General features: G+C 70.5%; 19 protein-coding genes. 7 read left to right on the forward strand and 12 right to left on the reverse strand.

Annotated elements, in window-relative coordinates; all coding sequences use genetic code 11:
* The first annotated feature begins 31 nt into the window (after positions 1-31).
* On the forward strand, positions 32-661 hold the full coding sequence (locus OG504_RS19775) for a hypothetical protein (protein ID WP_405990993.1): 630 nt from the start codon (positions 32-34) through the stop codon (positions 659-661).
* A gap of 21 nt (positions 662-682) precedes the next feature.
* On the opposite strand, the gene OG504_RS19780 is transcribed toward OG504_RS19775, so the two are convergent.
* Positions 683-1,507 (reverse strand): hypothetical protein, encoded by an 825-nt coding sequence (locus OG504_RS19780; RefSeq protein WP_405990994.1) that lies wholly within the window; start codon positions 1,505-1,507, stop codon positions 683-685.
* 118 nt (positions 1,508-1,625) lie between these two features.
* On the opposite strand from OG504_RS19780, the gene OG504_RS19785 reads away from it, so the two are divergent.
* Both OG504_RS19785 and OG504_RS19790 read left to right on the forward strand, forming a co-directional pair.
* Positions 1,626-2,288: a response regulator transcription factor gene (locus OG504_RS19785; protein ID WP_405990995.1), complete on the forward strand. Its 663-nt coding sequence runs from the start codon at positions 1,626-1,628 to the stop codon at positions 2,286-2,288.
* Positions 2,289-2,526: 238 nt separating this feature from the next.
* The gene (locus OG504_RS19790; RefSeq protein WP_405990996.1) at positions 2,527-3,906 is read left to right on the forward strand and encodes an ATP-binding protein; all 1,380 of its coding nucleotides are present in this window, start codon (positions 2,527-2,529) and stop codon (positions 3,904-3,906) included.
* A 13-nt stretch (positions 3,907-3,919) separates the two neighbouring features.
* On the opposite strand, the gene OG504_RS19795 is transcribed toward OG504_RS19790, so the two are convergent.
* The 3 genes from OG504_RS19795 to OG504_RS19805 all read right to left on the reverse strand — a co-directional run bounded on the left by OG504_RS19795 (position 3,920) and on the right by OG504_RS19805 (position 6,660).
* Positions 3,920-4,711 (reverse strand): hypothetical protein, encoded by a 792-nt coding sequence (locus OG504_RS19795; protein ID WP_403583959.1) that lies wholly within the window; start codon positions 4,709-4,711, stop codon positions 3,920-3,922.
* 232 nt (positions 4,712-4,943) lie between these two features.
* The gene (locus OG504_RS19800) at positions 4,944-5,648 is read right to left on the reverse strand and encodes a polysaccharide deacetylase family protein (RefSeq protein WP_405990997.1); all 705 of its coding nucleotides are present in this window, start codon (positions 5,646-5,648) and stop codon (positions 4,944-4,946) included.
* A 37-nt stretch (positions 5,649-5,685) separates the two neighbouring features.
* On the reverse strand, positions 5,686-6,660 hold the full coding sequence (locus tag OG504_RS19805) for a glycoside hydrolase family 11 protein (RefSeq protein ID WP_405990998.1): 975 nt from the start codon (positions 6,658-6,660) through the stop codon (positions 5,686-5,688).
* Positions 6,661-7,299: 639 nt separating this feature from the next.
* Here OG504_RS19805 and OG504_RS19810 point away from each other — a divergent pair.
* Positions 7,300-8,097 carry a hypothetical protein gene (locus OG504_RS19810; protein ID WP_405990999.1) on the forward strand — a complete coding sequence of 266 codons (798 nt, stop codon included), beginning with the start codon at positions 7,300-7,302 and terminating at the stop codon, positions 8,095-8,097.
* A 41-nt stretch (positions 8,098-8,138) separates the two neighbouring features.
* Here the strand turns inward: OG504_RS19810 and OG504_RS19815 are convergent, their stop codons facing one another.
* Entirely contained in the window at positions 8,139-8,753 is a 615-nt protein-coding gene (locus OG504_RS19815; protein ID WP_405991000.1) for a TetR/AcrR family transcriptional regulator C-terminal domain-containing protein, read from the reverse strand.
* Between the two features lie 58 nt (positions 8,754-8,811).
* On the opposite strand from OG504_RS19815, the gene OG504_RS19820 reads away from it, so the two are divergent.
* Together OG504_RS19820 and OG504_RS19825 are read left to right on the forward strand one after the other, a co-directional pair.
* Complete coding sequence (locus tag OG504_RS19820) at positions 8,812-10,335, forward strand: FAD-dependent monooxygenase (protein ID WP_405991001.1); 1,524 nt, start codon at positions 8,812-8,814, stop codon at positions 10,333-10,335.
* A 15-nt stretch (positions 10,336-10,350) separates the two neighbouring features.
* Complete coding sequence (locus tag OG504_RS19825; protein ID WP_405991002.1) at positions 10,351-11,106, forward strand: SDR family oxidoreductase; 756 nt, start codon at positions 10,351-10,353, stop codon at positions 11,104-11,106.
* Between the two features lie 83 nt (positions 11,107-11,189).
* On the opposite strand, the gene OG504_RS19830 is transcribed toward OG504_RS19825, so the two are convergent.
* On the reverse strand, positions 11,190-12,794 hold the full coding sequence (locus OG504_RS19830; protein ID WP_405991003.1) for a hypothetical protein: 1,605 nt from the start codon (positions 12,792-12,794) through the stop codon (positions 11,190-11,192).
* Between the two features lie 195 nt (positions 12,795-12,989).
* Here OG504_RS19830 and OG504_RS19835 point away from each other — a divergent pair, with 195 nt between their 5' ends.
* Positions 12,990-15,908 (forward strand): AfsR/SARP family transcriptional regulator, encoded by a 2,919-nt coding sequence (locus OG504_RS19835; RefSeq protein ID WP_405991004.1) that lies wholly within the window; start codon positions 12,990-12,992, stop codon positions 15,906-15,908.
* A gap of 107 nt (positions 15,909-16,015) precedes the next feature.
* Here OG504_RS19835 and OG504_RS19840 read toward each other — a convergent pair whose 3' ends face one another.
* The 6 genes from OG504_RS19840 to OG504_RS19865 form a co-directional block, all read right to left on the reverse strand.
* Positions 16,016-17,629 (reverse strand): glycosyl hydrolase, encoded by a 1,614-nt coding sequence (locus OG504_RS19840; RefSeq protein ID WP_405991005.1) that lies wholly within the window; start codon positions 17,627-17,629, stop codon positions 16,016-16,018.
* Positions 17,630-17,739: 110 nt separating this feature from the next.
* Entirely contained in the window at positions 17,740-19,050 is a 1,311-nt protein-coding gene (locus tag OG504_RS19845) for a hypothetical protein (RefSeq protein ID WP_405991006.1), read from the reverse strand.
* A 166-nt stretch (positions 19,051-19,216) separates the two neighbouring features.
* A complete protein-coding gene (locus OG504_RS19850) occupies positions 19,217-19,456 on the reverse strand; it encodes a hypothetical protein (RefSeq protein ID WP_405991007.1) in 240 nt (79 codons plus the stop codon).
* A gap of 301 nt (positions 19,457-19,757) precedes the next feature.
* Positions 19,758-20,021: a DUF4913 domain-containing protein gene (locus OG504_RS19855; protein WP_405991008.1), complete on the reverse strand. Its 264-nt coding sequence runs from the start codon at positions 20,019-20,021 to the stop codon at positions 19,758-19,760.
* Between the two features lie 542 nt (positions 20,022-20,563).
* Positions 20,564-21,745, reverse strand: a complete 1,182-nt coding sequence (locus OG504_RS19860) for a hypothetical protein (RefSeq protein WP_405991009.1) — start codon at positions 21,743-21,745, stop codon at positions 20,564-20,566.
* 173 nt (positions 21,746-21,918) lie between these two features.
* Positions 21,919-22,428, reverse strand: a complete 510-nt coding sequence (locus OG504_RS19865; RefSeq protein ID WP_405991010.1) for a DUF4913 domain-containing protein — start codon at positions 22,426-22,428, stop codon at positions 21,919-21,921.
* Positions 22,429-22,492 lie beyond the last annotated feature (64 nt).

Below are 22,492 nucleotides of genomic sequence, written 5' to 3' on the forward strand. Positions count from 1 at the left end.
GATTGTCAGTGGCGGCTGCTTCCATGAGGGCATGAGCACCGTGTACGAGGCCGCCGCCCTCCTCCCCGATCCCGCCGAACTCCGCGTCCATCTGCGGGCGTTGGCGGTCCTGGACTCGACGATCGGCGACGATCCGCAGTTCTGCGTTTACGCCTTCGACGCCGACTGGGGCCCGGACGAGGAGGCGGCCCTGATGGACAACGGCTCGGGGGACGACTTCTCCGTCCTCTTCGCCCCGGCCGGCGTGCTCATCCGCGGCTTCGACCACGAGTCGGCGATGAGTCCGTACGGGACGGAGGACGAGGAGGTCTGGCCCGGTGTGGTCGACGAAGTGCCCGCCGCGCTACGCCCGTTGCTGGACGACCCCGCCTTCCGCGACGAAGGGTTCGACTTCACTCGCGTCACCGTCTGTCTGTGGCGCGAGACCGGTGACACCGCGTGGCGCGCCGGCTCGGGCATCGACTTCCCCGCGGGTCACGGGAGCCCGGACGGCTCCGGTTTCCTCTTCCACCTCCTCACCGACCGTTCCCCGGAGACTGTCCGGGCCCACTTCGAGGACTACTACGAGCGCCCCGTGCCCCTCGATGCCGTCCGCCATGTCCTCGCGGGACACCCCGTGACCCCGGCGATCGTGACGGCGCTGGCGGCGGGAACCGCGTGAGAACACCCCCTCACCGGCGGATCAGGCCGTCCGTCGCACGACACCCCCGCGGTCGATGACGTCCCTGCGGGTCACCGCGAGGTACACCACCAGGCCGAGGATGACCGCCAGGAACAGCGCGCTGGTGACGACGGTGCCGAAGCCGAGGCCGCCGTCGCCGGCCGGCTGGGAGAGGTAGTCGCCGATCGAGGCACCCAGCGGGCGGGTGAGGACGTAGGCGATCCAGAAGCTGCGCACCGCGTCCAGGCCGAGGGCGAAGTGGGCGACCGCCACCGCCCCGATGGCCAGGGCGAACAGGACCGCGGACAGCCAGTAGCCGAGGTTCATGCGCTCGGAGACCAGGTCACCGGCGGCGGTGCCCAGGGCGAAGGTGAACAGCACGGCGAGCCAGTAGAAGGCCTCGCGGCCGGTGGTGTCGATGCTGTGGATGGACAGCGTCCGCTCGCGCCGGTACCAGACCACGAACACGATCCCGAGGGCGACGGCGAACACCGCGGTGCTCGTCTCCAGCGGCACGCCCATGTTGTCGGTCAGATTGTCGCTGATGAGCGTTCCCACGACACTGATCAGCGCCACGGCGAGCCAGTAGACGCCGGCGCGGTAGGCGGTCGTACGGAACTGGACCACCAGCACCACCGCCAGCAGCCCGCTCATCAGCACCGACACACCGGTCAGGCCCAGGCCGGCCTTCTCGTTCAGCAGATCGGCCGCGGTCTCGCCGACGGTCGTGCACAGCACCTTGATGATCCAGAAGTAGGCGGTGACCTCGGGCACCTTGTTCCAGCGCGGCGGATGTGCGACGCCGGTCGTGCCGGTCGTAGAGGTCTCGGATGTCTCGTATGTCATGGGGCCCGACCGTGCCATCGGGCACCTGAACGCATCCTGACTGCCGCGCGGCGCACTCGCGCCCCAGCATCGTCTACAGTTCCGTAGACCGTCTACAGGATTGTAGTCAGGGAGGACCATGCGCCGGACGATCCTGGTCGTCGAGGACGATCACGCCCTGCGGGACGTGCTGATGCGCGGGCTGCGCGACGAGGACTACGACACCGTCCCCGCGCCGGACGGCGCCACCGCCCTGCGCCTGGCCACCGCCGATGTCTCCGCCGCCGTACTCGACATCGGGCTGCCCGACGCCGACGGGCGGGACGTGTGCCAGGCGATGCGGGCGAACGGGTTCCTCTCGCCGGTCATCTTCCTCAGCGCGCATCACCGGCTGCCCGACCGGCTCTCCGCGTTCTCGGCCGGGGGCGACGACTACCTTCCCAAGCCGTTCCATCTCGCGGAACTCGCGGCCCGGCTGCGGGCGGCGCTCAAGCGGGCGGCGCCGGCGCCCGCCGCCACGGCGGGAGACCTGGTGCTGGACGCCGTCCGGCACACGGTCGACATGCGGGACACCCGGGTCGACCTGACCCCGACCGAGTTCCGGCTCCTGGCCGCGCTCATGGCGGCCTCCGGCGGCATCGTCAGCCGCCGCGAACTGATCCGCGCGGGCTGGCCCGAAGGCGCCCGGGTCCACGACAACACCCTCGACCAGTACCTGACCCGCCTACGCCGCAAACTCCGCGAGGCGGGCAGCACCAGGACGATCGGGACGGCCCGCGGGGTCGGACACCGGCTGTCGTGAACGGGGTTGGTTCATCACGGGCTGCGGGCTGCGGGCTGCGGGATCGGCGCCGCCGTCATGCGCGAGTCCCCGACACCGGCTGCGGGCACCATGAGCGCCGCCCTTCGCCACCTGCCGCCCCGCACGCACCTGACGATCGGCAACCACCCGTCATGAGCAACCCCCGGCACCGGCCCCCGCGCCCCGCGACCGCCCTCCACCACCACCCGGCACCCCGCACCACCGGCAAGCACCCGTCATGAGCAACCCCCCGCACCGGCCGCAGGCCGCCGTCGCCGCTGTTCTCCGGCGGCTGCCGCCCCGCACGCTGCGCGGTCGGCTCTCCCTCGTGGCGTTGTTCACGGCAGCGTTGCTGATGCTGGTGCTCACCGTGGTGTTCAACTCCGTGGCCGGGCACAGGCTTCGGCATCAGGCGGACGATGAGCTGCGCACCCGGGCCGCCGCCGTCGCGACGACGGTCGACACCAGCGGGTCGACGGTGCGGGTGCTGGAGACGTCCCACGACGACCTCCTCGACGCGAACGTGTGGATCTACTCCGGCCGGCGCCTGCTCGAACAGCCGCCGGCCGCAGGCCAGTTGACCCGCGTCGCCGACGCGCTCGCCGTGCGGGGCGGACGGCGGTGCGTGACCACCACGGTCCACCACCCGCTCCGCCTGTGCTCCCGCCCGGTACCCGGAGCGGGCGGCCGGGCCACGGTGGTCACCGCGCTGGACCTCTCCCCCTACCGGAGCTCGGCCGACACCCTGCTCCTGGGATCGCTCGCGCTGGACGTCGTCATGCTCGCCTGCACCTACGCCCTGACCCGGCTGGCCGTCGGCCGCGCGCTGCGCCCCGTCCGCACGATGACCGACCAGGCCACCCAGTGGAGCGCGACCGCCTCCGAGGAACGGTTCGACAGCATGCGGCATCCGGCCGAACTCGCCCGTCTCGGCGGGTCGTTGGACGCCCTGCTGGACCGCATCCGCACTCTTCTCCGCTACGAACGTCAGCTCACCGGCGAGCTCTCGCACGAGCTGCGCACCCCGTTGAGCCGGATCATCGCCGAACTCGACTGGTGGCGGGCCCACCCCCGCACGGCCGATCAGACCCGTGCCACCCACCAGGTCATCGCGGACGCCGCCGAGTCGATGCGCAGCATCTGCGACACCCTCCTGGACGACGCCCGCGACGGCACCCTCACCGCGCCGGGCACGGCCGAGGTCCTGCCCGTACTGCGCGGCCTGGCCGAAGTCCCGTACGCCTCAAGGCACTTGACGATCACCGTGGCGGGGCCGCACCTCGTCGCCGGAGTACCGCCCGCCCTCCTCGAACGCATCGTCAGCCCGCTGCTCGGCAACGCCTGCCGCTACGCCGCATCCGTCGTCACCGTCCGCGCGTACGGCGCACCGGACGGCGTACGCGTCGACATCGTGGACGACGGCCCCGGCGTACCGCCCCCGTTCGCCGGACGGCTCTTCGAGCCCGGCCGTCGCGCGGATCCCGGCGACGGCCACGGAGGCGCGGGCCTCGGACTGCCGCTGGCGCGCCGTCTGGCCCGCTCCGCCGGCGGCGAGGTGACGTACGACGCCGGGCACGCCCCCGGCGCGCGGTTCGTGGTCGTTCTGCCCGCCGGATGACCGTGCCCCGCGCTCACGCCACGGCGTCGTGCCGGATGTCCTTGCGGGAGACGGCGAGGTAGCCGACGAAGCCGAGGATGGCCACCGTCCAGGACAGGGTGACCGGACCGAGTCCCCAGGCGAGACCGCCCCGTTGGTGGCCGACGGCCATCCAGTCGGCGACGGACGCGCCCAGCGGGCGGGTGAGGACGTACGCCGCCCAGAACGCGGCCACCGCGTTCAGCCTGCCCCACCGGTGCGCGAGTGCCGGAACCGCGATCGCGGCGCCGTAGAGGACGGCGGAGCCCAGGTAGCCGAGGCCGATCGTGGCGGTGAGATCCCCGCAGGCCGTGCCCAGTGCGAAGGTGGCGAGCACGGCGGCCCAGTAGAAGGCCTCGCGGCGCCGGGTGTGGATGCTGTGGATCGACAGGGTGCCCTCGCCGCGGTACCAGAGGGCGAAGACGGCGGCCAGGACCACCATGAAGAACGGTGTCGAGAGCGCGTACGGCACGCCGAGGCCGACGTGCAGGACATCGGCGGCCATCGTGCCGAACACGCTGACCATGACGATCGCCGTCCAGTAGACCCAGGCCACGTACCGCCGCACGGCGAACTGCGCCGCCAGGGCGGCCACCAGGGCGATGCCGCCGAGGCCGACGGCGGGGATCGGGCCGAACGCGTGGGCCAGGAAGTCGGAGGCCGTCTCCCCCATGCCCGTCGTCAGCACCTTGATGATCCAGAAGTAGACGGTCACCTCCGGCACCTTGCTCGCCGCGTGCCGGATGCGGCGCGAGGGCCGGTCGTGAGTGAGGTGATCAGTCGTCATGGCAGGCACCATGGCACGCTGTCCGAGGGTTGCCCCAGACCCCTTTGCCAGAGTTTTGGGGCTTCCTGTGCATGAGTTGCCCGAGGCCCCGCCGAGCCTGAACACAACCTGAAAGCGGCGGCCGACGTGCTGGTCAGGGGCGTGCGGCGGGTGGTACACGCGGCGCGACAGCGAAGGCCGCCGCGCCGCGTGGACGGTGTTTTCGGGGGGACTCGCCGACGCCGCTGCGGCCCTATCCAGGAGCGACGGCGCGACCTGTCTGCGGCGAGATCATCCCGGCGCACAGACTGCGGGCGGCCAGCCCCTGCGCGATGCGCGGGATCGCCGCGACCGTGTTGGCGGGCCAGTCGTGCATGAGGATGATCTGGCCGTTGGTGAGCCGGGCGGCCGCCGCGACGATCGCGTCGGTGCTCGCGCCGTTCCAGTCCTGGGAGTCGATGTCCCAAATGATCTCTTTCAGACCGTACTTGGCCTCTACGGCCTTCACCGTCGCGTTGGTCTCGCCGTACGGCGGGCGGAAGAGCCTGGGGGTGCCGCCACCCGCGGCCGCGACGGCCTGCTGGGTCCGGGAGATCTCCGAGTCGACCGTCGCCTGGGTCTGCTGGGTGAGGTGCGGGTGGGTGTAGCTGTGGTTGCCGACCCACATGCCGGCGGCGATCTCCGCCCTGACCTGCGCCGGGTACGCGGCCGCGTACTGGCCCTCGTTGAACGTCGTGGCCCGGAGACCGTTCTGCTTCAGGGCGTTGAGCAGGGTGGGTGTGTTGCCGGACGGGCCGTCGTCGAAGGTGAGCCCGACGTAGCCGCCACAAGTGGCGGCCTGCGCAGGGGTGTTGACGCCGACGGCGAGGGTGCCCGCGACGGCCAGGGCGATGACGGCCGGCCCGGCGACCAGGGGGCGCAGGGAACGTAACGAGACGTGGTTCGGTGCGGATGCCATGTGAAGTGGTCCTCCAGCCTTGGGAGTTGGGGTGCGGTCAGCTCGCCGTGCAGGAGACCGTGGGCCAGGTCCAGTTGCCGTTCGCCTGGATGGTCGCGCCCCAACTGTTGCCGCTGCCGTTGGGTTTGGCGGTCAGCACCTGTGAACTCGGGTAGGTGGCCGCGATGTTCCAGGTGGAGAGGACCTTCGCGGGCGACGGGACGTTCATCGTCACGGTCCAGTTGCTGGAGCCGGAGACCGAGACGTTGAGGTTGTAGCGGTCGCTCCACTGCGTACCGGCGGACAGGGTCGCCGCGCAGCCGCTGCTGCCACCGCCCGAACTCGTCCCGCCCACCGTGATGTTGGAGTTCCCGCTGCTCTGATAGCCCTCGGTCGCGAGGATCATGTAGTAGCTGAAACTGCCCAGCGGCATGCCCGCGCGGGCCCAGGCGTCGAAGTGGTTGCCGGTGGTGATGGTGCCGCCGGTGCGCTTCGTCTGGCGGACGCTCCAGTACTGGTCGAAGGTCTTCGTGCCCTCCACCGAAGGGGCGTTGTAGCGCGTGGTCTTGTAGATGTCGTACGTGCCGCCGTCGCTCGTGACGGTGCCCATGTACGTGCCCGTGGGCCGGTAGGTGCCCCAGTTGTCGACGATGTAGTACTCGACGAGCGGGTTCGAGGTCCAGCCGTAGAGCGACAGGTAGCCGTTGCCCGACGGGTTGAAGGTTCCCGAGTACGTCACGCTGCGGCGGCCGCCGGTGCTCCAGCCCTTGCCGGCGACGAAGTTGCCGGTGTTGCTCCACGTGGTGCTGTAGTTGCCGCCGGAGCCGAGGTTCATGGAGACCGAACCCTGCGTGTCGGTCCAGAACGAGTAGTAGTAGCCGTTGTTGGTGCCGGTCTGGTTCGTGGTGACGACCGTGTCGGCACGGGCGGTGCCGGGCAGGGTCATCGCCGCCAGGAGTGCCAGCAGCAGGGCGCAGGCGCCGCTGACCAACAGCCTGAAGCGGTTCGTCGTGCGTGCGGGTGTGTTGTCCATGGCGCGTCAGTGTTGGCCTGCCCCTGTCAACTGTCAATAGTTTCGGTATCGAATACGAAAGATTCGACACTCACTGACGCATGACGCTTTACCTAATTCACCAGCTCATAAGCGCAATTGAACGATTCACGGCAGGAGGTCTTTCATGGATCGCCAGGAATCAAGATCGGACCGTCGAATGTTTTCGCCCGAATGTTTCGAAGAATTCCCCGATCATACGGACCGCCGTCCCACCGTCGCCGAAGTCACGTAGTCCGCAAAGCAGTTGGCCTCCCGGTATCCCGCCGATACCTGCCGACTGCGCGGATCGGGAGGTCCCGCGCCACGTCCTGGCGGTCGCCGGACCGCAAGTGGCGCGCGGAGAGCGGCTGTTCGCGGCGACCGACCCCGCCCTCGTCACCTGGGACATCGTCCTGTGCCTCGACCCGGACGGCGCGGCCGTGAGCGAGGCCGGGGGCCGAAGAAGCCACAGCCACCCCCACCCTGCGAAGCCGCTACCGCACCACCTGCCGCCCGATCGCCGCCGAGCAACCGGAGTGGGCCCCGATCGTCGCGCGCCGACTCCCGGAGAGCGAGGCGCTGTTCGAGACGATCGCCGCCCTGCGGCCGTTCCTCCAGTGCTCGCTGCACAGCACCGATGTGGGCGGCAGCTGGGTCCAGTTGACCCGCGACCTCCCCGAGCCGGCCGTGCCCTTCCGCACATCCGCCGCGGAACTCGGCATCCCCCTCCAGCACGGCACGTACGACACCCTGTACTGGGAGAACCCCAGCCCCGCGGTCTACGTGCCGCCCTCGCCGGACAACACCGCACGCCTGGCGGCCGGTTCGGAGAGCATCGGCGCGTCCACCTGGTGTGCGCCCCTGCGGTACGGCGGAGTCACGGCGATCGCCGAAGTCCCCATGTGGGCAAGCGACTTGGCCGAGGACCTGGCTCCGCACCCGGACGCCGGACACGCCTTCCGCGAGCTGGCCGCCCTGGTCCTCGACGGCGGCCGCCAGGTGACCGCCGTACTCGAGAGGGCACGCACCTTTCCGCCTCCGCCCCGACACGACCCGCTCAGACGGGTGGTGGAGTGGATGGCCGACGACCTCTACGACATGATCGCCGACTCCCGGGAACCGCTGGCCCGCCAGGCCGCCGCCGCGTCGGCCGACGACGACCCGCGGCGTCTGACGACGGCCCAGGTCGCGGCCCTGAACATCGTCGCCCGCCGCCAACCCGTCCACGCGGCAGGCCTGTTGCTACGACTGCTGAAGGCGTCGGGCGACAAGGCGGCCCCGGCGCTGTACCGCGAACTCGACGAACTCTTCAGCGCATGGTGCGCGGACGCCGAAGAAGCCCTACGGGTGCGCTGGGTACCGGTCCGCCATCAGGTGGAACACCAGGCCCGCACGGTTCTGGCCGGTGCCGAGAGCGCGTTGAAGTCCCTCCGCTGAACACACGACGGTCCCGCACCCGAGCCCGGAGGCCCTCCCCCTCACCGCCGCCCGGCGAGCAGCGCCGCCACCCCGAACTCGAACCGTTCCTCGAACGACGCCGGCGCGAGATGACCGGCCACCCGGTGCAGCGCGGGATGGGTCGTCTCGGAGATCGCGCGCGCCAGGATGTCGCCCAACGGCCGGTGGTCCACGGCCTGTTCCTCCTGCGTGAGCCCCAGCGCGAAGTAGACGACGGCCCACGAGGTCCACGCGGCCTCACGGTCACCGAGGCCGCAGGCGAGCAGCGCCTCGACCAGAGCCTCCGCGAAGGACAGGGTCATGGGCTCGGCGGCGTAGGTGCCGACGACGAGTGCCGCGCCGTCGCGGTGGGACAGCAGGGCGCGGCGGAACCTGCGGGCCAGTTCGCGGGCCCGTTCGGCGGGGACTTCCGGCAGGTCGGTGAGCGGAATCTCGCCAAGTACGGCGTCCGCCATCAGCTCCAACATGCGGGCCTTGGTCTTCACATGCCACTGCACGGTGTTGATCCGCACGCCGAGCCGGTCGGCGACCGCGCGCGTGGACACCGCGTCCAGGCCCTTCTCGTCCAGGAGTTCCAGGCCTGCGCGGATCACCGTGGCCGGATCCAGTCGGTCACTCTGTTGCTTGTTGGTCACTGACCTAGTTTACTTCACCCGAAGACTCTAGGTCAGCGACCAAGAAATGAGTGATCTCATGGGTGCACAGCAGGTGGAAGCAGAGCAGGCAGGGACATCGCGGGTGGAAACCGCGCAGGTCGTCATCTCCGGCGGCGGCCCCGTCGGCCTCTGGCTCGCGGCCGAACTCCGGCTGAACGACATCTCCGTCACCGTCCTGGAACTCCGCACGGAGATCGACAACCGCTCCAAGGCGCTCACCGTCCACCCGCGCGGTGTCGAGGTGCTGGCCTCGCGCGGTATCCACCAGCGCTTCCTCGACGAGAGCCTGAAGATCTCCACCGGGCACTTCGCCAACCTGTCCAACCGGCTCGACTTCTCCGTCATGGACACCCCGTACCCGTACACCCTCTTCATCCCCCAGGCCCGCACGGAGGCGCTCTTCGAGGAGTACGCCCGCGGGCTCGGGGCCACGATCCGGCGCGGGCACCGCGTCACCGGCTTCACCGAGCACGCGGACTCGGTGACCGTCCGGGTCGAGGGGCCCCAGGGGCCGTACGAGATCGAGACGGAGTACATCGCGGGCTGCGACGGGACGCGGAGCACCGTGCGCGACGTCGCCGGGATCGAGTTCCCCGGCACGGACTCGCGCTATCTCGGCTGGCTCGGTGACGTCCTCTTCGACAACCCGCCGGCGCCCGGCTTCAACCGCTTCACCGAGCGCGGCGGCCTGATGATCGTGCCGTTGCCCGACAACCGCTGGCGCATCGCGGGCACCAGCCCCGACAGCGCGACCACCGAGTGGCCCGGCGACTTCACCATGGACGAACTGCGGCAGAAGGTCATCGACATCGCCGGCGAGGACTTCGGCATGCGCGACCCGTCCTGGCTCTCCCGCTACGGCAACGCCACCCGCCTCGCCTCCCACTACCGGCGGGGCCGCGTCGTGCTGGCGGGCGACGCCGCGCACCAGCACTACCCCACCGGCGGTGTCGGCATGAACGTCGGTTTCCAGGACGCCTTCAACCTCGGCTGGAAGCTGGCCGCGACGATCGACGGCTGGGCCTCGGACGGGCTCCTCGACAGCTACCACTCCGACCGCTACCCGGTCGGCGAGCAGCTGATGGAGCACAGCCGCGCACAGACCTACCTGTTCCACGCCTTCACGCCCGAGGGGATGGCCCTGCGTGACCTGCTGAGCCGGATGGTCCCCGGGTCACGGGAGTTCAGCGACGTCCTGGCCGGCCGCCTGACCGCGCTCGACGTCGCCTACCCGAGCGCCGACCCGACGGCCCACCCGGTGACCGGCACCCGCGCCCCCGACCTGCCCCTCACCGACACGGACGGCACGCTGTTCGGCGCGCTGCGGGCGGACTCGTACGTCCTGCTCGACCTGACGGCGGAGGGCGCGCTGGCGGACCGCGCCCAGGAGCGGATCGCTGTGCACACCGGTACGCCGGACGGGACGCGGCCCACGTGGGCGGACGTACGCGCCGCCCTGGTCCGCCCCGACGGACACGTCACCTGGGCGTGGACGGAGGAGGACGACATGAAGCTCGCGGCACAGGTGGACGCGGTCGTCACCACGGCTCTGGGCCGCTAGAAAGGAACCGGACTCATGGATCTCGGACTGAAGAACAGGGTGTACGTCGTCACCGGCGGCACCCGCGGGCTGGGCTACGCCGTCGCCCGCGAACTGGTCGCCGACGGCGCGAAAGTGATCGTCACCGGCCGCGACGAGAAGCGCGCGGCGGAGGCGGCGGCCGAGCTGGGCCCGAACGCGGCCGGAGTGGCCGTGGACAACTCCGACCCGCGGGGGCCGCGCCAACTGATCGCCACGGCAAGGGAGTTGCACGGCGGCTTCGACGGCGTCCTCGTCAGCGTCGGCGGCCCGCCGGCGGGCGATGTCGCGGCCACCACCGACGAACAGTGGCAGGCGGCCTTCGAGTCGGTGTTCCTGGGCGCGGTAAGGCTGGCCCGGGCGGCTGCCGCGGAGTTGGGAGTCGGGGGTGTGATCGGCTTCGTCCTGTCCGGCACGGCCCACGAACCGGCACCCGGGATGGCCGTCTCCAACGGCCTGCGCCCCGGTCTGGCCGGCTTCGCCAAGTCCCTGGCCGACGAGTTGGGTCCCCGCGGTATCCGCGTCGTCGGCGTCCTCCCGGGCCGGATCGCCACGGACCGCATGCGCGAACTGGACGGTCTCGCCCCCGACCCCGACGCCAGGCGAGCCGCCAACGAGGCGGCGATTCCGCTGGGGCGGTACGGGACACCGGAGGAGTTCGGCCGCGTGGGCGCCTTCGTGCTGTCACCGGCGGCCTCCTACGTCACCGGGGTGATGGTGTCGGCGGACGGCGGGGCTCGGCGGGGGTTCTGAGAGCGGTCGGCCCTGGGGCGCGGAGCGCTTGCCCGGTGCCCCGCGCCCCATGGCCGTAGCTCACGCGGTGGTGCTTCGACCGCTCATATCCAGAGCTTGACGGCCTCGAGCCAGCGGGTGTTCTCCAGGGTGCCGCCGAAGATGTAGCCGGGGCGCGGCTGGGTGCAGTCCGAACTGCCCCAGTCGTAGCCGTGGACGATGGCGGACCGGCAGACCTGCCCGCTGCCGATGTTGATGGCGAAGCCCGTCATGTAGGGGGCGCCCGCCTTCGTGCTGCCGACGTAGTTGTTCTTGCCGTCGCCGATGACGGCCGTCCACTGCGGTTCCCACTTGCCCTGGCCGTTGGTCGACGCGGGGTTGTGCACGAAGGCGTTGGCGGCCGAGCCGGCGCCGCCGTACTCCGCGATGTTGAGGGCCTGGATCGGATGGGTCCCGCTCGTCGTTCCGGCGAGCGTGCCGTCGCAGACGGGCTTCTGCCAGCCCTGTCCGGTGAGGTACGCGCGGTAGCAGATGTGCCGCCCGGACGGGTCGCTCCGGTGGAGCCGGTTCACCGCGGTGGCGGCGGTGTCCTGCGCGGGCTTCGCGGTCACGGTGGCCCGCGGTGGCTTCGCGGTCACGGTGACGGTGACGCCCGCCACTCCTCCCGTGCCGCTTCCCGTGCCTCCCCCGCTCTTAGGGGCCTTCGCGCCCTTCGAGGTCTTCGGCCTGGCCGACGGTGAGCCGGTTGTCGCGCTGGGCAGCGGGAGCGGTGTGCTCGCGGTCGAGGAGCCGGTCGGCGCCGTCTCCCCGGCCTGCGGAGACCTGCTCGTCTCGGCACCCGAACGCGCGGTCTGCTTCTGACGCCCCCCGTCGTCCGGCGAGCCGCTGCCCAGGATCACCAGCGGAACGATGACGAGAGCGGCCACGCCGATGGCCACCGGCCCGACGACCAGGGGCTTGTGGAGCAGACCGGGCGACGCGTACTCGTCGTCCGACTGGCGCCGTCCGTTCCCCGGGGCGACCTTCGAGACCGGGCGGACGGTGGGCGAGGACGGAGGCGGAGGCGGCCCCGCGAGCCGGCGCTGCCTCTCCTGTTCCAGCGTGTACGCCTCGACGTCGAAGCCGTCGTCGTCACCGTCATTGCGGGCGTCATCATCGTCGTCGAGTTCGTCGTCACCGTGGTCGAGGGCGAGGTCGTCGGCACGGTCGTCCGGGTCGTCGAGATCGTCGTCGTCCCCGGCTGGGCCGGTACCCACTACGGGTCCATACGGCTCCGGGCGCACCGCGTCTTCAGCGGGCTCGACGGATCCCAGTGGCGGCCGGACGGGTACGGGTTCCGGTGTCTCGGCCGGCTCCGGCAGCTGCCCCTCCTGCTCCAGGAGGGTGCTCGAACCGTCGGGAGCGACCTCGACGAACGCCACGTATCCCGCGGCGGGATCGGAGATGGTCGCCGTCACGGTGGTGTTCCGGTCACGGGCGTATCCGTGCAGTCTGTCGAGGATCGCGGCGTCGACCGCCTCTCCGTCCCCCAGGAGTACGGGTTCGCCGTCGATGGCGGCCGAGCCGTCTCCGGAGATGACCACCGCGTGGCGTGTCGCCGGCCCGGACGGCTCCCCGGCGGATTCCGGTTTGCTGAGATCCACCGGCTCACCGGACACGGCGTGGTCGTCCCCCGCGATCGGCTCGTCCGTCTCTTCACCCCGGCTCATGGCGCTTCCTCTCTTCTGACGTCTCCCGGCCGACATGGCACCGGTCGGGAACGGCGTGACGGTCCCCGGACAGCGCAACGGGTGCCGTACGGGAACGGTTCAATTCCTCGGTCACGGGCCCGCATCGATCGAACAGAAATCCCCACACTCCGTCAGGTGCCTTGTGGCGTAAGGGTGTTGAGTACAGTCCGGGGCGTGAACGGCTACGAAGACTCTCTGCGTTTCGCCGTGCTGGGGCCGGTCCGTGCATGGCGCGGTGAGCAGGAACTCGACCTCGGTTCGCCACAGCAGCGGTCGGTCCTGGCCGCGCTCCTGTTGCGGCGGGGACACGCTGTCGCGCTCGCCGAACTCCTCGACGCGGTCTGGGGCGAGGAACAGCCGCAGGCCGCCGTGTCCGTCCTGCGGACCTATGTGTCGCGCCTCCGCAAGGTCCTGGAACCGGATCGGGAGACGGCCGACCGGCCACGGGTGCTCGTGTCGGTCGGAGACGGATACCTGGTCCACCTGCCGACGGACGCCCTGGACCTCGCCGTGTTCGAGCAGCGCGTCACGGAGGCGAAGAAGCTGCGCGCCGCCGGGCGGTCGGCCGCCGCCGCGGAACTGCTGCGCGTGGCACTCGACGGGTGGCAGGGGGCCGCACTGGGAGGCCTCCCCGGCCCGCTGGCCGAGTCCGAGGGCTCCCGGCTGGACGAGGAACGGCTGGCCACGCTGGAGACCTGGCTGGACATCGAGGTCGAACGCGGCCGCCACAGCGAGGTGATCGCCGAACTGGTCTCGTTGACCGCCAGACACCCGCTGCGGGAGCAGCTGTGCCGGCTGCTCATGCTGGCGCTCTACCGGTCCGGGAGACAGGCCGAGGCACTGGCCGCCTACCGCGGCACGCGGAGCACCCTGGTGGCCGAACTGGGCATCGAACCCGGTACGGCACTGCGGGACCTGCACGACCGCATCCTGGCGGCCGACACGACCCTGGACCCCGGCCCGCCCGGGCCGACACCTCCGCCGGCGGAGCCGGTCCCCCCGGTGCCCCCGGCCGTCGTACACGCGGCCCGCCCCGCACAACTGCCCGCCGATCTGCCGACGTTCGTCGGCCGGTGCGCCGAACTCGACCGGGCCCGGGCCCTGTTGCCCGAGCAGGGCGGTGCCCCGGGCACGGTGGTGATCACCGCGATCGGCGGGATGGCCGGCATCGGCAAGACCACCCTGGCCGTGCACTGGGCGCACGAGGTCGCCGACCGCTTCCCCGACGGACAGCTCTACGTCAATCTGCGCGGCTTCGATCCGACCGGCTCGCTGGTGACACCGGACGAGGCCATCCGCGCCTTCCTCGGCGCGCTCGGCGTCCCCCCGATGCGGATTCCCTCCGGCCTCGACGCCCAGACGGCGCTGTACCGCAGCATGCTCGCCCAGCGGCGGATGCTGGTCCTCCTCGACAACGCCCGTGACACCGACCAGGCCCGCCCGCTGCTGCCCGGCTCCCCCGGCTGCCTGGTCATCGTCACCAGCCGCAACCAGCTCACCGGCCTGGTCGCCGGCGAAGGGGCGCATCCGCTGACCCTCGACCAGCTGACGCCCGCCGAGGCGCACGGTCTCCTCGCGCGTCGTCTCGGCACCGAGCGGCCGGCGGCGGAACCGGAGGCGGCGGACGAGATCATCACGAGGTGCGCCCGGCTGCCGCTGGCGCTGGCCATCGTCGCCGCCCATGCCGTCGCCCACCCCGGCTTCCCGCTGAGCGCCATCGCCGAGGAACTGCGCGACAGCCACGGCAGCCTCGACGCCTTCGCCTCCGGCGACGACATCACCACCGACGTACGGGCCGTCTTCTCCTGGTCGTACCAGGCCGTGTCCGCTCCGGCCGCGCGCGTGTTCCATCTGCTGGGCCTGCACTCCGGACCCGACATCTCCGCGCCCGCCGCGGCCGCCCTCGCCGGGCTCCCCGTGCGGGAGACCCGCGGTCTGCTCGTCGAGCTCACCCGGGCCCACCTGCTCACCGAACACTTCCCGGGCCGCTACACCCTGCACGACCTGCTCCGCGTCTACGCCGCCGAACGCGTGCGCGCCGAGGAGACACCGCAGGAGCGGGAGCGGGCCGTGGAGCGGCTGCTCGCCTGGTATCTGCACACCGCCGACGCGGCCTATCCGCACATCACCCCGCAGCGTCGCCGGATCCCGCTCGAACCACTGCCGGCCCTGTGCCGGCCCCTGGAGTTCACGACGCACGACCAGGCCCTGGACTGGTGCGAGACCGAACGGGCCAACCTGGTCACCGCCGTGCACCAGGCGGCCGGGTCCGGCCGGCCGGGTGTCGCCTGGCGGCTGCCCGCCGTCCTGTGGGGGTTCTTCTACCTCCGCAGCCACACGCACGACTGGGTGGACACCGCGCAGGTGGGCCTGACCGCCGCGCGCGCGGCCAAGGACCGCTGGGGCGAGGCGCAGGGCCTCGCGGACCTGGCCGCCGCGCTGCGCGGCTCCGGCCGGCTCATCGAGGCCGCCGAGCAGTTCCGCCTGGCGATGGTCGCCTACCGGGAGCTCGGGGACGCCGACGCCAGAGGGTCGGCCGTGACCAACCTGGGCGACACCTATCTGGAGGCCGGCCGGCTGGGCAAGGCCGTCGAGTACATCCGCCGGGGGCTGGCGATCGAGCAGGTCATCGGCAGCGCCTGGGGCGAGGGGATCTCCCTGTGCAACCTGGGCGACGTCTACCAGCGGCTCGGCCGGTTCGACGAGGCCGTCGGCTGCCTGGAGCAGGCGCTGGACCTCCTGCGGGCCAACGGCAACCGCTGGGTCGAAGGGGTCACCCTCGACATCCTGGGCACGGCCCAACGCCGGCTCCACCGCTACGACGACGCCGTCGAGTACTACCACCAGGCACTCAGGACACACCGGGACATCGGCAACCGGTGGGGAGAGGGCCACACCCTGGGCAACCTCGGTGACGCCCAACTGGCCGCCGGCGAACCGGAGTCCGCCCGTGACAGCTGGCGCGAGGCACTGGCGATCTTCGTGGAGTTCGACCACCGGGACGCCGCGAAGATCCGCGAGCGCCTCGTCCGGCTGGAGGACGGTCCGCCGCGCTCCGGCGTGCGGCGGGCCGTGCCGGAGCGGGCCGCCTGACAGGGCCTCCGGTCGATCACCGCCTGGCCGTGCCCCCGGGGGGACGGGTGCACGGCCAGGCTGCACCCGTACAACGGGCGGGAGATGAGGACGGTTCAACCCCGGGGTCAGCTCGCGTCGTGGTAGACACGGCCGCTGGCGTTGGCGGTCGTCCCGTCGTAGAGGCCGGTCGGGCTGGTCTGCGTGGAGAGCGTGAACCACGCGTAGCGCTCCACGAAGCTCAGGCTGTCCAGCATCTGCGTCGACGACGTGATGAAGGCGGTCTGTTCCTGCTCGCTGGGATAGCGGGGGGCGGGCTGGGGGACGTCGGGGGTGGGCGCGGGGAAGTCGATGAGGCCGTACTCGGTCAGCCAGATCGGCTTGTGGTAGCGGTCCCAGACGGCCTGCAGATAGCCGCGCAGCTGGTTGGCGGCGTCGGGGCCGAAGTCGGAGCCGTACCAGTGCACGGGGATGAAGTCGACGCGCAGGTTCCGGTCGGCGGCGCCCTTCATGAAGCGGTCCAGCCAGCCGCCGTCGTCGGCGGCGCCGGCGGACACCGCGGGCGCGCCCAGCCGCAGCCCGGTGGACTCCAACCGGGGCCACAGGTCCAGTGCTTGTTCGGTCGTCATGTCGGACTGCCCTGTGTTGTCGGGCTCGTTGAAGCCGAGGAGTTCCTTGCTGCCGTTCTGGACGGCCGCGCCCAGTTCGGCGTCGGTGACGGAGCCGGGACCCCAGATCATCGGCACGTAGTCGACTCCGTCCGGCTTGGTGACCGCGCCGGTGGAGGAGGCCCAGTTGAAGTACCAGGACGCGCCGGACTCGGCCAGTGCCTGGGAGGCGCCGTCGACGGGGTTGAGGCTGACGCCCTTGCGGGTCGGGGCGGCGGTGGTGACGGGGTTGGCGGTAGGGACGGGTTGGGCAACGTTGACGGGGTCGGCCGGGGCGGTGGTGCCGGTTCCGAAGGCGACGGTCAGGCCGCTGCACTTGGTGCACTGGTACATGACCTTGTTGCCCGGTTCGGCGTCCTGCTTGGACCAGGCGTACGCCGTGGGGCACTTCTGGTTGATCATGTCGCTGTACGGGGTCTTCGCGTCCCGGTTCGGGTTGGTGCACACCAGCGGGTTGCCGGCCGAGTCCTTGGTCAGGTTGTCGGCCGGGCAGGCGGACAGCAGATCCTCGGCACAGCCGGCGACCGCGCACTCACCGCTCGCGGGCGGCGTCACGTCGTTCGGCGTGATGGTGACGGGCGCGGCGACGGCGTCGACGTAGCTGACGTCGTACCAGGGGGCCGCGGAGTCGGCCGGGTCGAAGTTGAACTCGGCCAGTCCGGTGGGTTGTTGGCCGAGGCTGCAGTGGTCGACGTACGGTCCGCAGTCGCCGACTGCGCAGTGGAACGTGCTGCCGTCCTCGCCGCTGCACCCCTGCCGGGCGAAGAAGGTGCCGCGCCAGTGCCCGGCGCCCTCGTGCTCGGGGACGGTGATCGTGGCGGACTGGCCCGGGTCCAGTGTCGGCAGCCCGGTGAACGCGGCCGAACCGTCGGCGTTGACCTCGCTGCCCACCCAGATGCGGCTGTCGGTGTTGTTCCGCAGGGTGATGGTGTGGTCGGCGGTGCCTACGTCGGCGGCCGGCGTTCCGTCGATGTTCGTGCTGCTGGAGCGGTGGGTCTGGATGGCCACGGCGGTGCCGGAGACTCCGACGATGACCAGGAGCAGGGCGAGGAGGAGTGATGTGCGTCTGCGCACGGGGCGTGCCTCTCCGTCGGGATTGCGCGTGAGGGTCGCGACGATCTGGTGTCGCCGCCGGTGGCACGACGGATGGGAGCGCGGGATGGTTCAGGAGGTGAGGGACGGGTCTACCGTCTGCCGACCCTCGCCTGGCTGCCGCCGTTGCTGTTGCCGTTCTGCCGAACATGGCTTGAGGAACGGGAATGTGACGGAGCGTCAGCGTTTTTGGGATTCGGTGAAGGACTGCGAAGGACCGTGGGGTCGTTGACCACCGCCAGACCGATGGCGTCCAGCGGGGACGAGGGCTCGCGGGTGTCCGCCAGGTCGACGTGGTCCGGAAAGGGCGACACCGGCTCATGGCCGGCCGCCAGGTCGACCTGGTCGAGCAGCGACGACTCCGGCGTCTGTCCGACGGGCCAGTTCGGGCGGCCGGCGAAATCAGCGGTGCTCAGCGGGTTCAACTGTGCGGCGGCCGACCTGAGTTCTTCCGGCGACGGCGGCTCCGCCTGTGTGGGCGTCGCCGTGGGTGTCTGTCGCAGTCCCTCCGGTGAGCCCCTGAGGAATGCGCCCCCGTCGTAGTGCTCCACGTGCTGCATCTCCGGAGTGGGGGATTCTCGTTCGCGGAACTGCCGCTCCCGGAGCATTTCGAGGGAGTTCACGTCGGGACGAGCGTTGTCGGCCGGGTCCTGAAAACTTCTCGGAGACGCCGAGTCCCGTGACCGCGCCGGGCGCGCCCATGGGTTTCGGACCGCCTCGAACTGTGTCGCGTCGGCGGCAATGGTTCTGTCCCCGGCCCCGCTCAACACCTTTTCGGCCGTCCCCTCCGGCCGCACCTCACCGTTCGACCGGCGCTGCTCAGGAGGCCGTACGTCGCCCGAGCCCGAGGGCGCCATGCGCTCGGACTCCCGTACCGTCGCGTTGTTGAAGGCCTCCGCGAGGACCGGCATGCTGTCGGGCGACGCGATGAGCGCCCGCAGCAGCTTCTTGTTCCCGCGTCCCCGCAGTTCTTTGAGGATCGCGTCCTCGACGTCCTCGCGCTGAGCCGGCCGGAGTCCGTGGAGCCACTGTTCAAGCCTCATCATCCGCTCGTGCAGCGACCGGGTCTTCTCCGACAGGAGCACCCCTTGGCGCTCGGGCACCGGTCCCCAAGCCTGCTCGACGCCCTCGGCCGCCGACCCTTGGCCCTGCCTTCGCTCCTGACCCCGGCCTTGCTCCTGGCCCTGGCCCTGGCCCCGACCGGAGAGTTCGGGCTCCGGTTCGCCTCCGGGCGACGCGTCCCCGCCGCCTCTTCTCAGACCCACCGCGCGCATGACCCGGTCGGCCGCACGACGCAGGAGCTGCCAGATCCCGTCCAGCGGATCCGGTTCCGCCGCGCGCGCTCTGTCCGCGCTGATCTCCCTGTTCAGGCCGTACTCGGTTTTGAGTACGGCCTTCGCCATTCCGGACGCGCTCCTTGTCAGCCGCGGCCGGCTTGGGGAAGGCGTGCTGTTCTGTGCCACGTTGCCCCTCTTTCGAGTCGGAGGTGCTGACACGGGCGACAACGGGCCACCGGGACGAACGGTTCAATGGCGGACAGCTCCACGGGAACCGTTCACCGGAAACGGTTCAATGCCGGGAAGCCGCTACGTCGGGCAGGTGCTGGGGCTGACCTGTCATGGCCGCCGGCTCGAATCCCGCCGGCAACGGCGGCAGGCCGGCGGGCAGCGGAGTCTCGGGAAGCCGTACGGCACCGCCCGCCGGTCGCGGCGGGTTCTGCCGGGCGCGGGATCCGTCCGTGTCCGCACCGCGGCGGCGCCGCTTCAGCAGACCCTGCGGCGCGAACCGCCACGTGTGAGCGCTGGGCATGTGCCTACCTCCGCGTCCGTCCGGCGGTGATCTGTCGGCTGGACACCGACGCCGGGTTCGTGAGGCACAACGGGGCTACTACGCCCGGCGGTTCAGTCCGAATGCCCGGTGAGCAGGACGTGACCTTCCGTTCCGCCGGGCCGTTGTGCGACGCGACCGGGGCCGGAGCCCGCAGTGAGTTCGGAGAGATGTGACAGACCAATAGCACAGATGTCTTGGCCGGTGTTCGGACTGGGCGGCAGGAACGACTTCGAGCTGCTGTACAAGTTCGACGTGCAAGGTGGGCGAGATCCCTGAGCGGCTACGGGACCGGCTTACCGAGGTGGTCAGGCTGTTGGGCGGAGCCGTCCTTGCAACCCGCGAAAGGGCCCGAAGGATCCCGCAACGAGGCCATGACGTGGGTGAGATGGTCACGGTGCCGGGCCGAGTGCCCGCTCGCTCCGGACTCGGGTCCGGCCAGCTCCCGCCACTCCATCCACAGCCAGTACAACTGCGCCACCGCCTCCTTGTGCTTCCGCCAGCTCGTGCACCAGAGGGCGCAGGAGGTGACTTCCCTGCCGCACACCGGCCGGCAGCAGGTGCCGTACCCACAACGACAGCCGGTACAGGGCGCCCCCGCACTCGGCGCCGTCCATGCAGCCGATGAAGGCGGGGCGATTCTGCTCCAACTCCCACTCCGTCGGCTCCGGGGCCAAGGTAGTCATGTCGCCACTCCCTTCGCCTGGTCGCGATCATCACCAACACGATGGTGCGGCCGGCCCGTTCTTCGTGGCGGCCGGGCACGTCCGGTCGCCGCACCAAGGAGGAACGCACATGCCCGATCGCGATCCGGTCCGCGAGCCGGAAAGCTCCAGTTCATCTGGTTCGGAGAGGAACTGAGCGAAAGCGCAAAGCAGGGAATTCGGGTACTGACCAACCGGTTCCCGAACTCGCCGGCGGAACTGCTGGTGGCCGTCGGCCTCTCACACGGCCGGGCATGCCCGGTGCAACACACCGGGCTGGGTAAGGTCCTTCGGCATCAGCACCGCCCGCTCTCAGGCCGGGCGCAAACACGACAGCGGCCGCGCCCCGAGGGCGCGGCCGTGTGGGCGAAGCCGGTAGGCGTGGTTACCTTCTTCCGGTCACGTGTTGGGATGCGTTGGCCTTTTCACTTGTCCTGTCCGTCCTCCTCCTACGGATGTGCGCCGCCTCGACCGCCGCAGGGTCGCTGGGACCCGCATAGGAGGACTCATGGCGCGGTGGGTTGAGGGACAGGGAATCGAACTCCTGGATGGGTGGCTCTGCGGAGTACACAGGGTTTATCCGCGGCGACGCGTCGTACAAGTCGCCGTCGATCTGGTTCTCGTACGCGTAGGACACGTTGGTCTGCGCGTAGATCACATTGTTCGGCGCGTAGATCACGTTGTCCTGCGCGGGCGGCACAGACCCGTATCCCATGTGCTCGGCCGGATAGTTCGAGTAGTAGCTGTTGTTGTTGTCGTGGACTGAGTCGTGACCGCCCACGCCGTGGGACTCCAGGTCGGGCTGCCGCCGCCCCACGTAGTAGCCCATTTCCTCCTCGTCGAAGTTGTCCGCGGTCCTCTGCGCCAACTCCGCTTTGCTCTCCTCGTGATGCTCGTGCACCTCTTTCCCCATGACTGCCCCGCCAGCCACGAAAGTCGACGTCGCGTCGACCCTTTGCCAGATGGGGGTCGCGCCGCCGATAGTGGCTGCGGTGCTTCCACCTGCGGCGACGACTCGGGCCAGGCCCGCAGCTCCCGAGATCTTGTCGACGTTTCCCCAGCCGCCCTCTCGGTAGTTGTTGATCTGCTTCGTGACGTCCGAGCTGCCGATGGCGGCCTGACCCAGGATTCCGCCCGCCTTCAGGGCTATCGCCGTCTTCCCACTGGCCAAGGTCGCCCCACCCTGCGCCGCATTGGGAATGAAGTCGAGGAGCGACCTGGCGACGTGCCGATATTCCTTCGGGAGGGAATGCCACCTGTTCTTGGCTACGTCCCAAATCGAGACCTTCTCGTGTGATGACTTCTGCTTGTCGTTGGAGGTATGGGCGTAGAACGCATTGGCAAACGAGTCGTACCAACCGCGTTGGGCGCCCCTCGGAAGCTGGGGTGCCGTTTCCTCCGGGGCGGGCGTGGCTGAGTCTCTCACCACAGCCTCAGCCACTACCTCCTGTCGCCGTCCCTTACCCTTGTCTTTCCGTACACGGCGCTCGGTGATTTCGACGGATGTATAGGAGCTGGCGTTCGAAGAACCGCTGCCTCCTGAGCCAACCGAGTTCGGCCCTGCCATTTCACCCTTCCTTCTGAACGGATGGTCGCTCCGTGCGGAGCCTGTGGCGGCGCCGAGTCCAGCGCAGCCGATCGGATGTGTACTCCGTTCGACCACCACAACGGGTCTGCGAGGGCGGCGGTTCACCACGTTCGTGCCGAACCGCGTTTCCGGCGCGACTCCCCAGGCCCTTCTCAGGCCGGTGGGGGTACTGGCCCGAAGGGGTCCACGGCCTCGACGGTGGGCGTCTCCTTCGGGCGGTGCATGCCGGGCTTGCATCCGGCGAAGGGACCCTGCGGGCTCCGCAGGCTGTCCATGACCCCGGGCAGGTAGTCGCGGTGCCAGCTGGCAGGCCCGGTCATGTCGGACCCGGGACCGGTCAGTTCGCCCCAGGCGAGCCACAGAGCGTGGAGTTGGGCGACCGCTTCGGGATGTTCCCACCAGCATGAGCACCACGGGGACGCGGTGGTGACCTCTCTGCCGTACACCGGCAGCAGCACATGGTGGGTCCACAGGGTCAGTTGCCGCAGTGCCTGCACGTAGGCGGGCCCTTGCTTGTAGAGGATGAACTGCGGTGGTGCGGGCGGTTTCTTCTCTTCAGCGGCCGGCACTTCCGGCTCGGCCTCGGGCCGCCGTCGTTCGAAGGACGCGTCCCGCTCCGCCCCGGAAGCCCGAGGTGGCTTCTCCGTCGGTGTGGTTGACATGGCTCTCCCGCTGTCGCTCGGCAGTGTGACCCCCGTTGTGCTGCGCCCCCGCTCGTGCAGCACA

Origin of the sequence: Streptomyces sp. NBC_00986, from assembly GCF_045162565.1 — a bacterium.
Classification (GTDB): domain Bacteria; phylum Actinomycetota; class Actinomycetes; order Streptomycetales; family Streptomycetaceae; genus Streptomyces.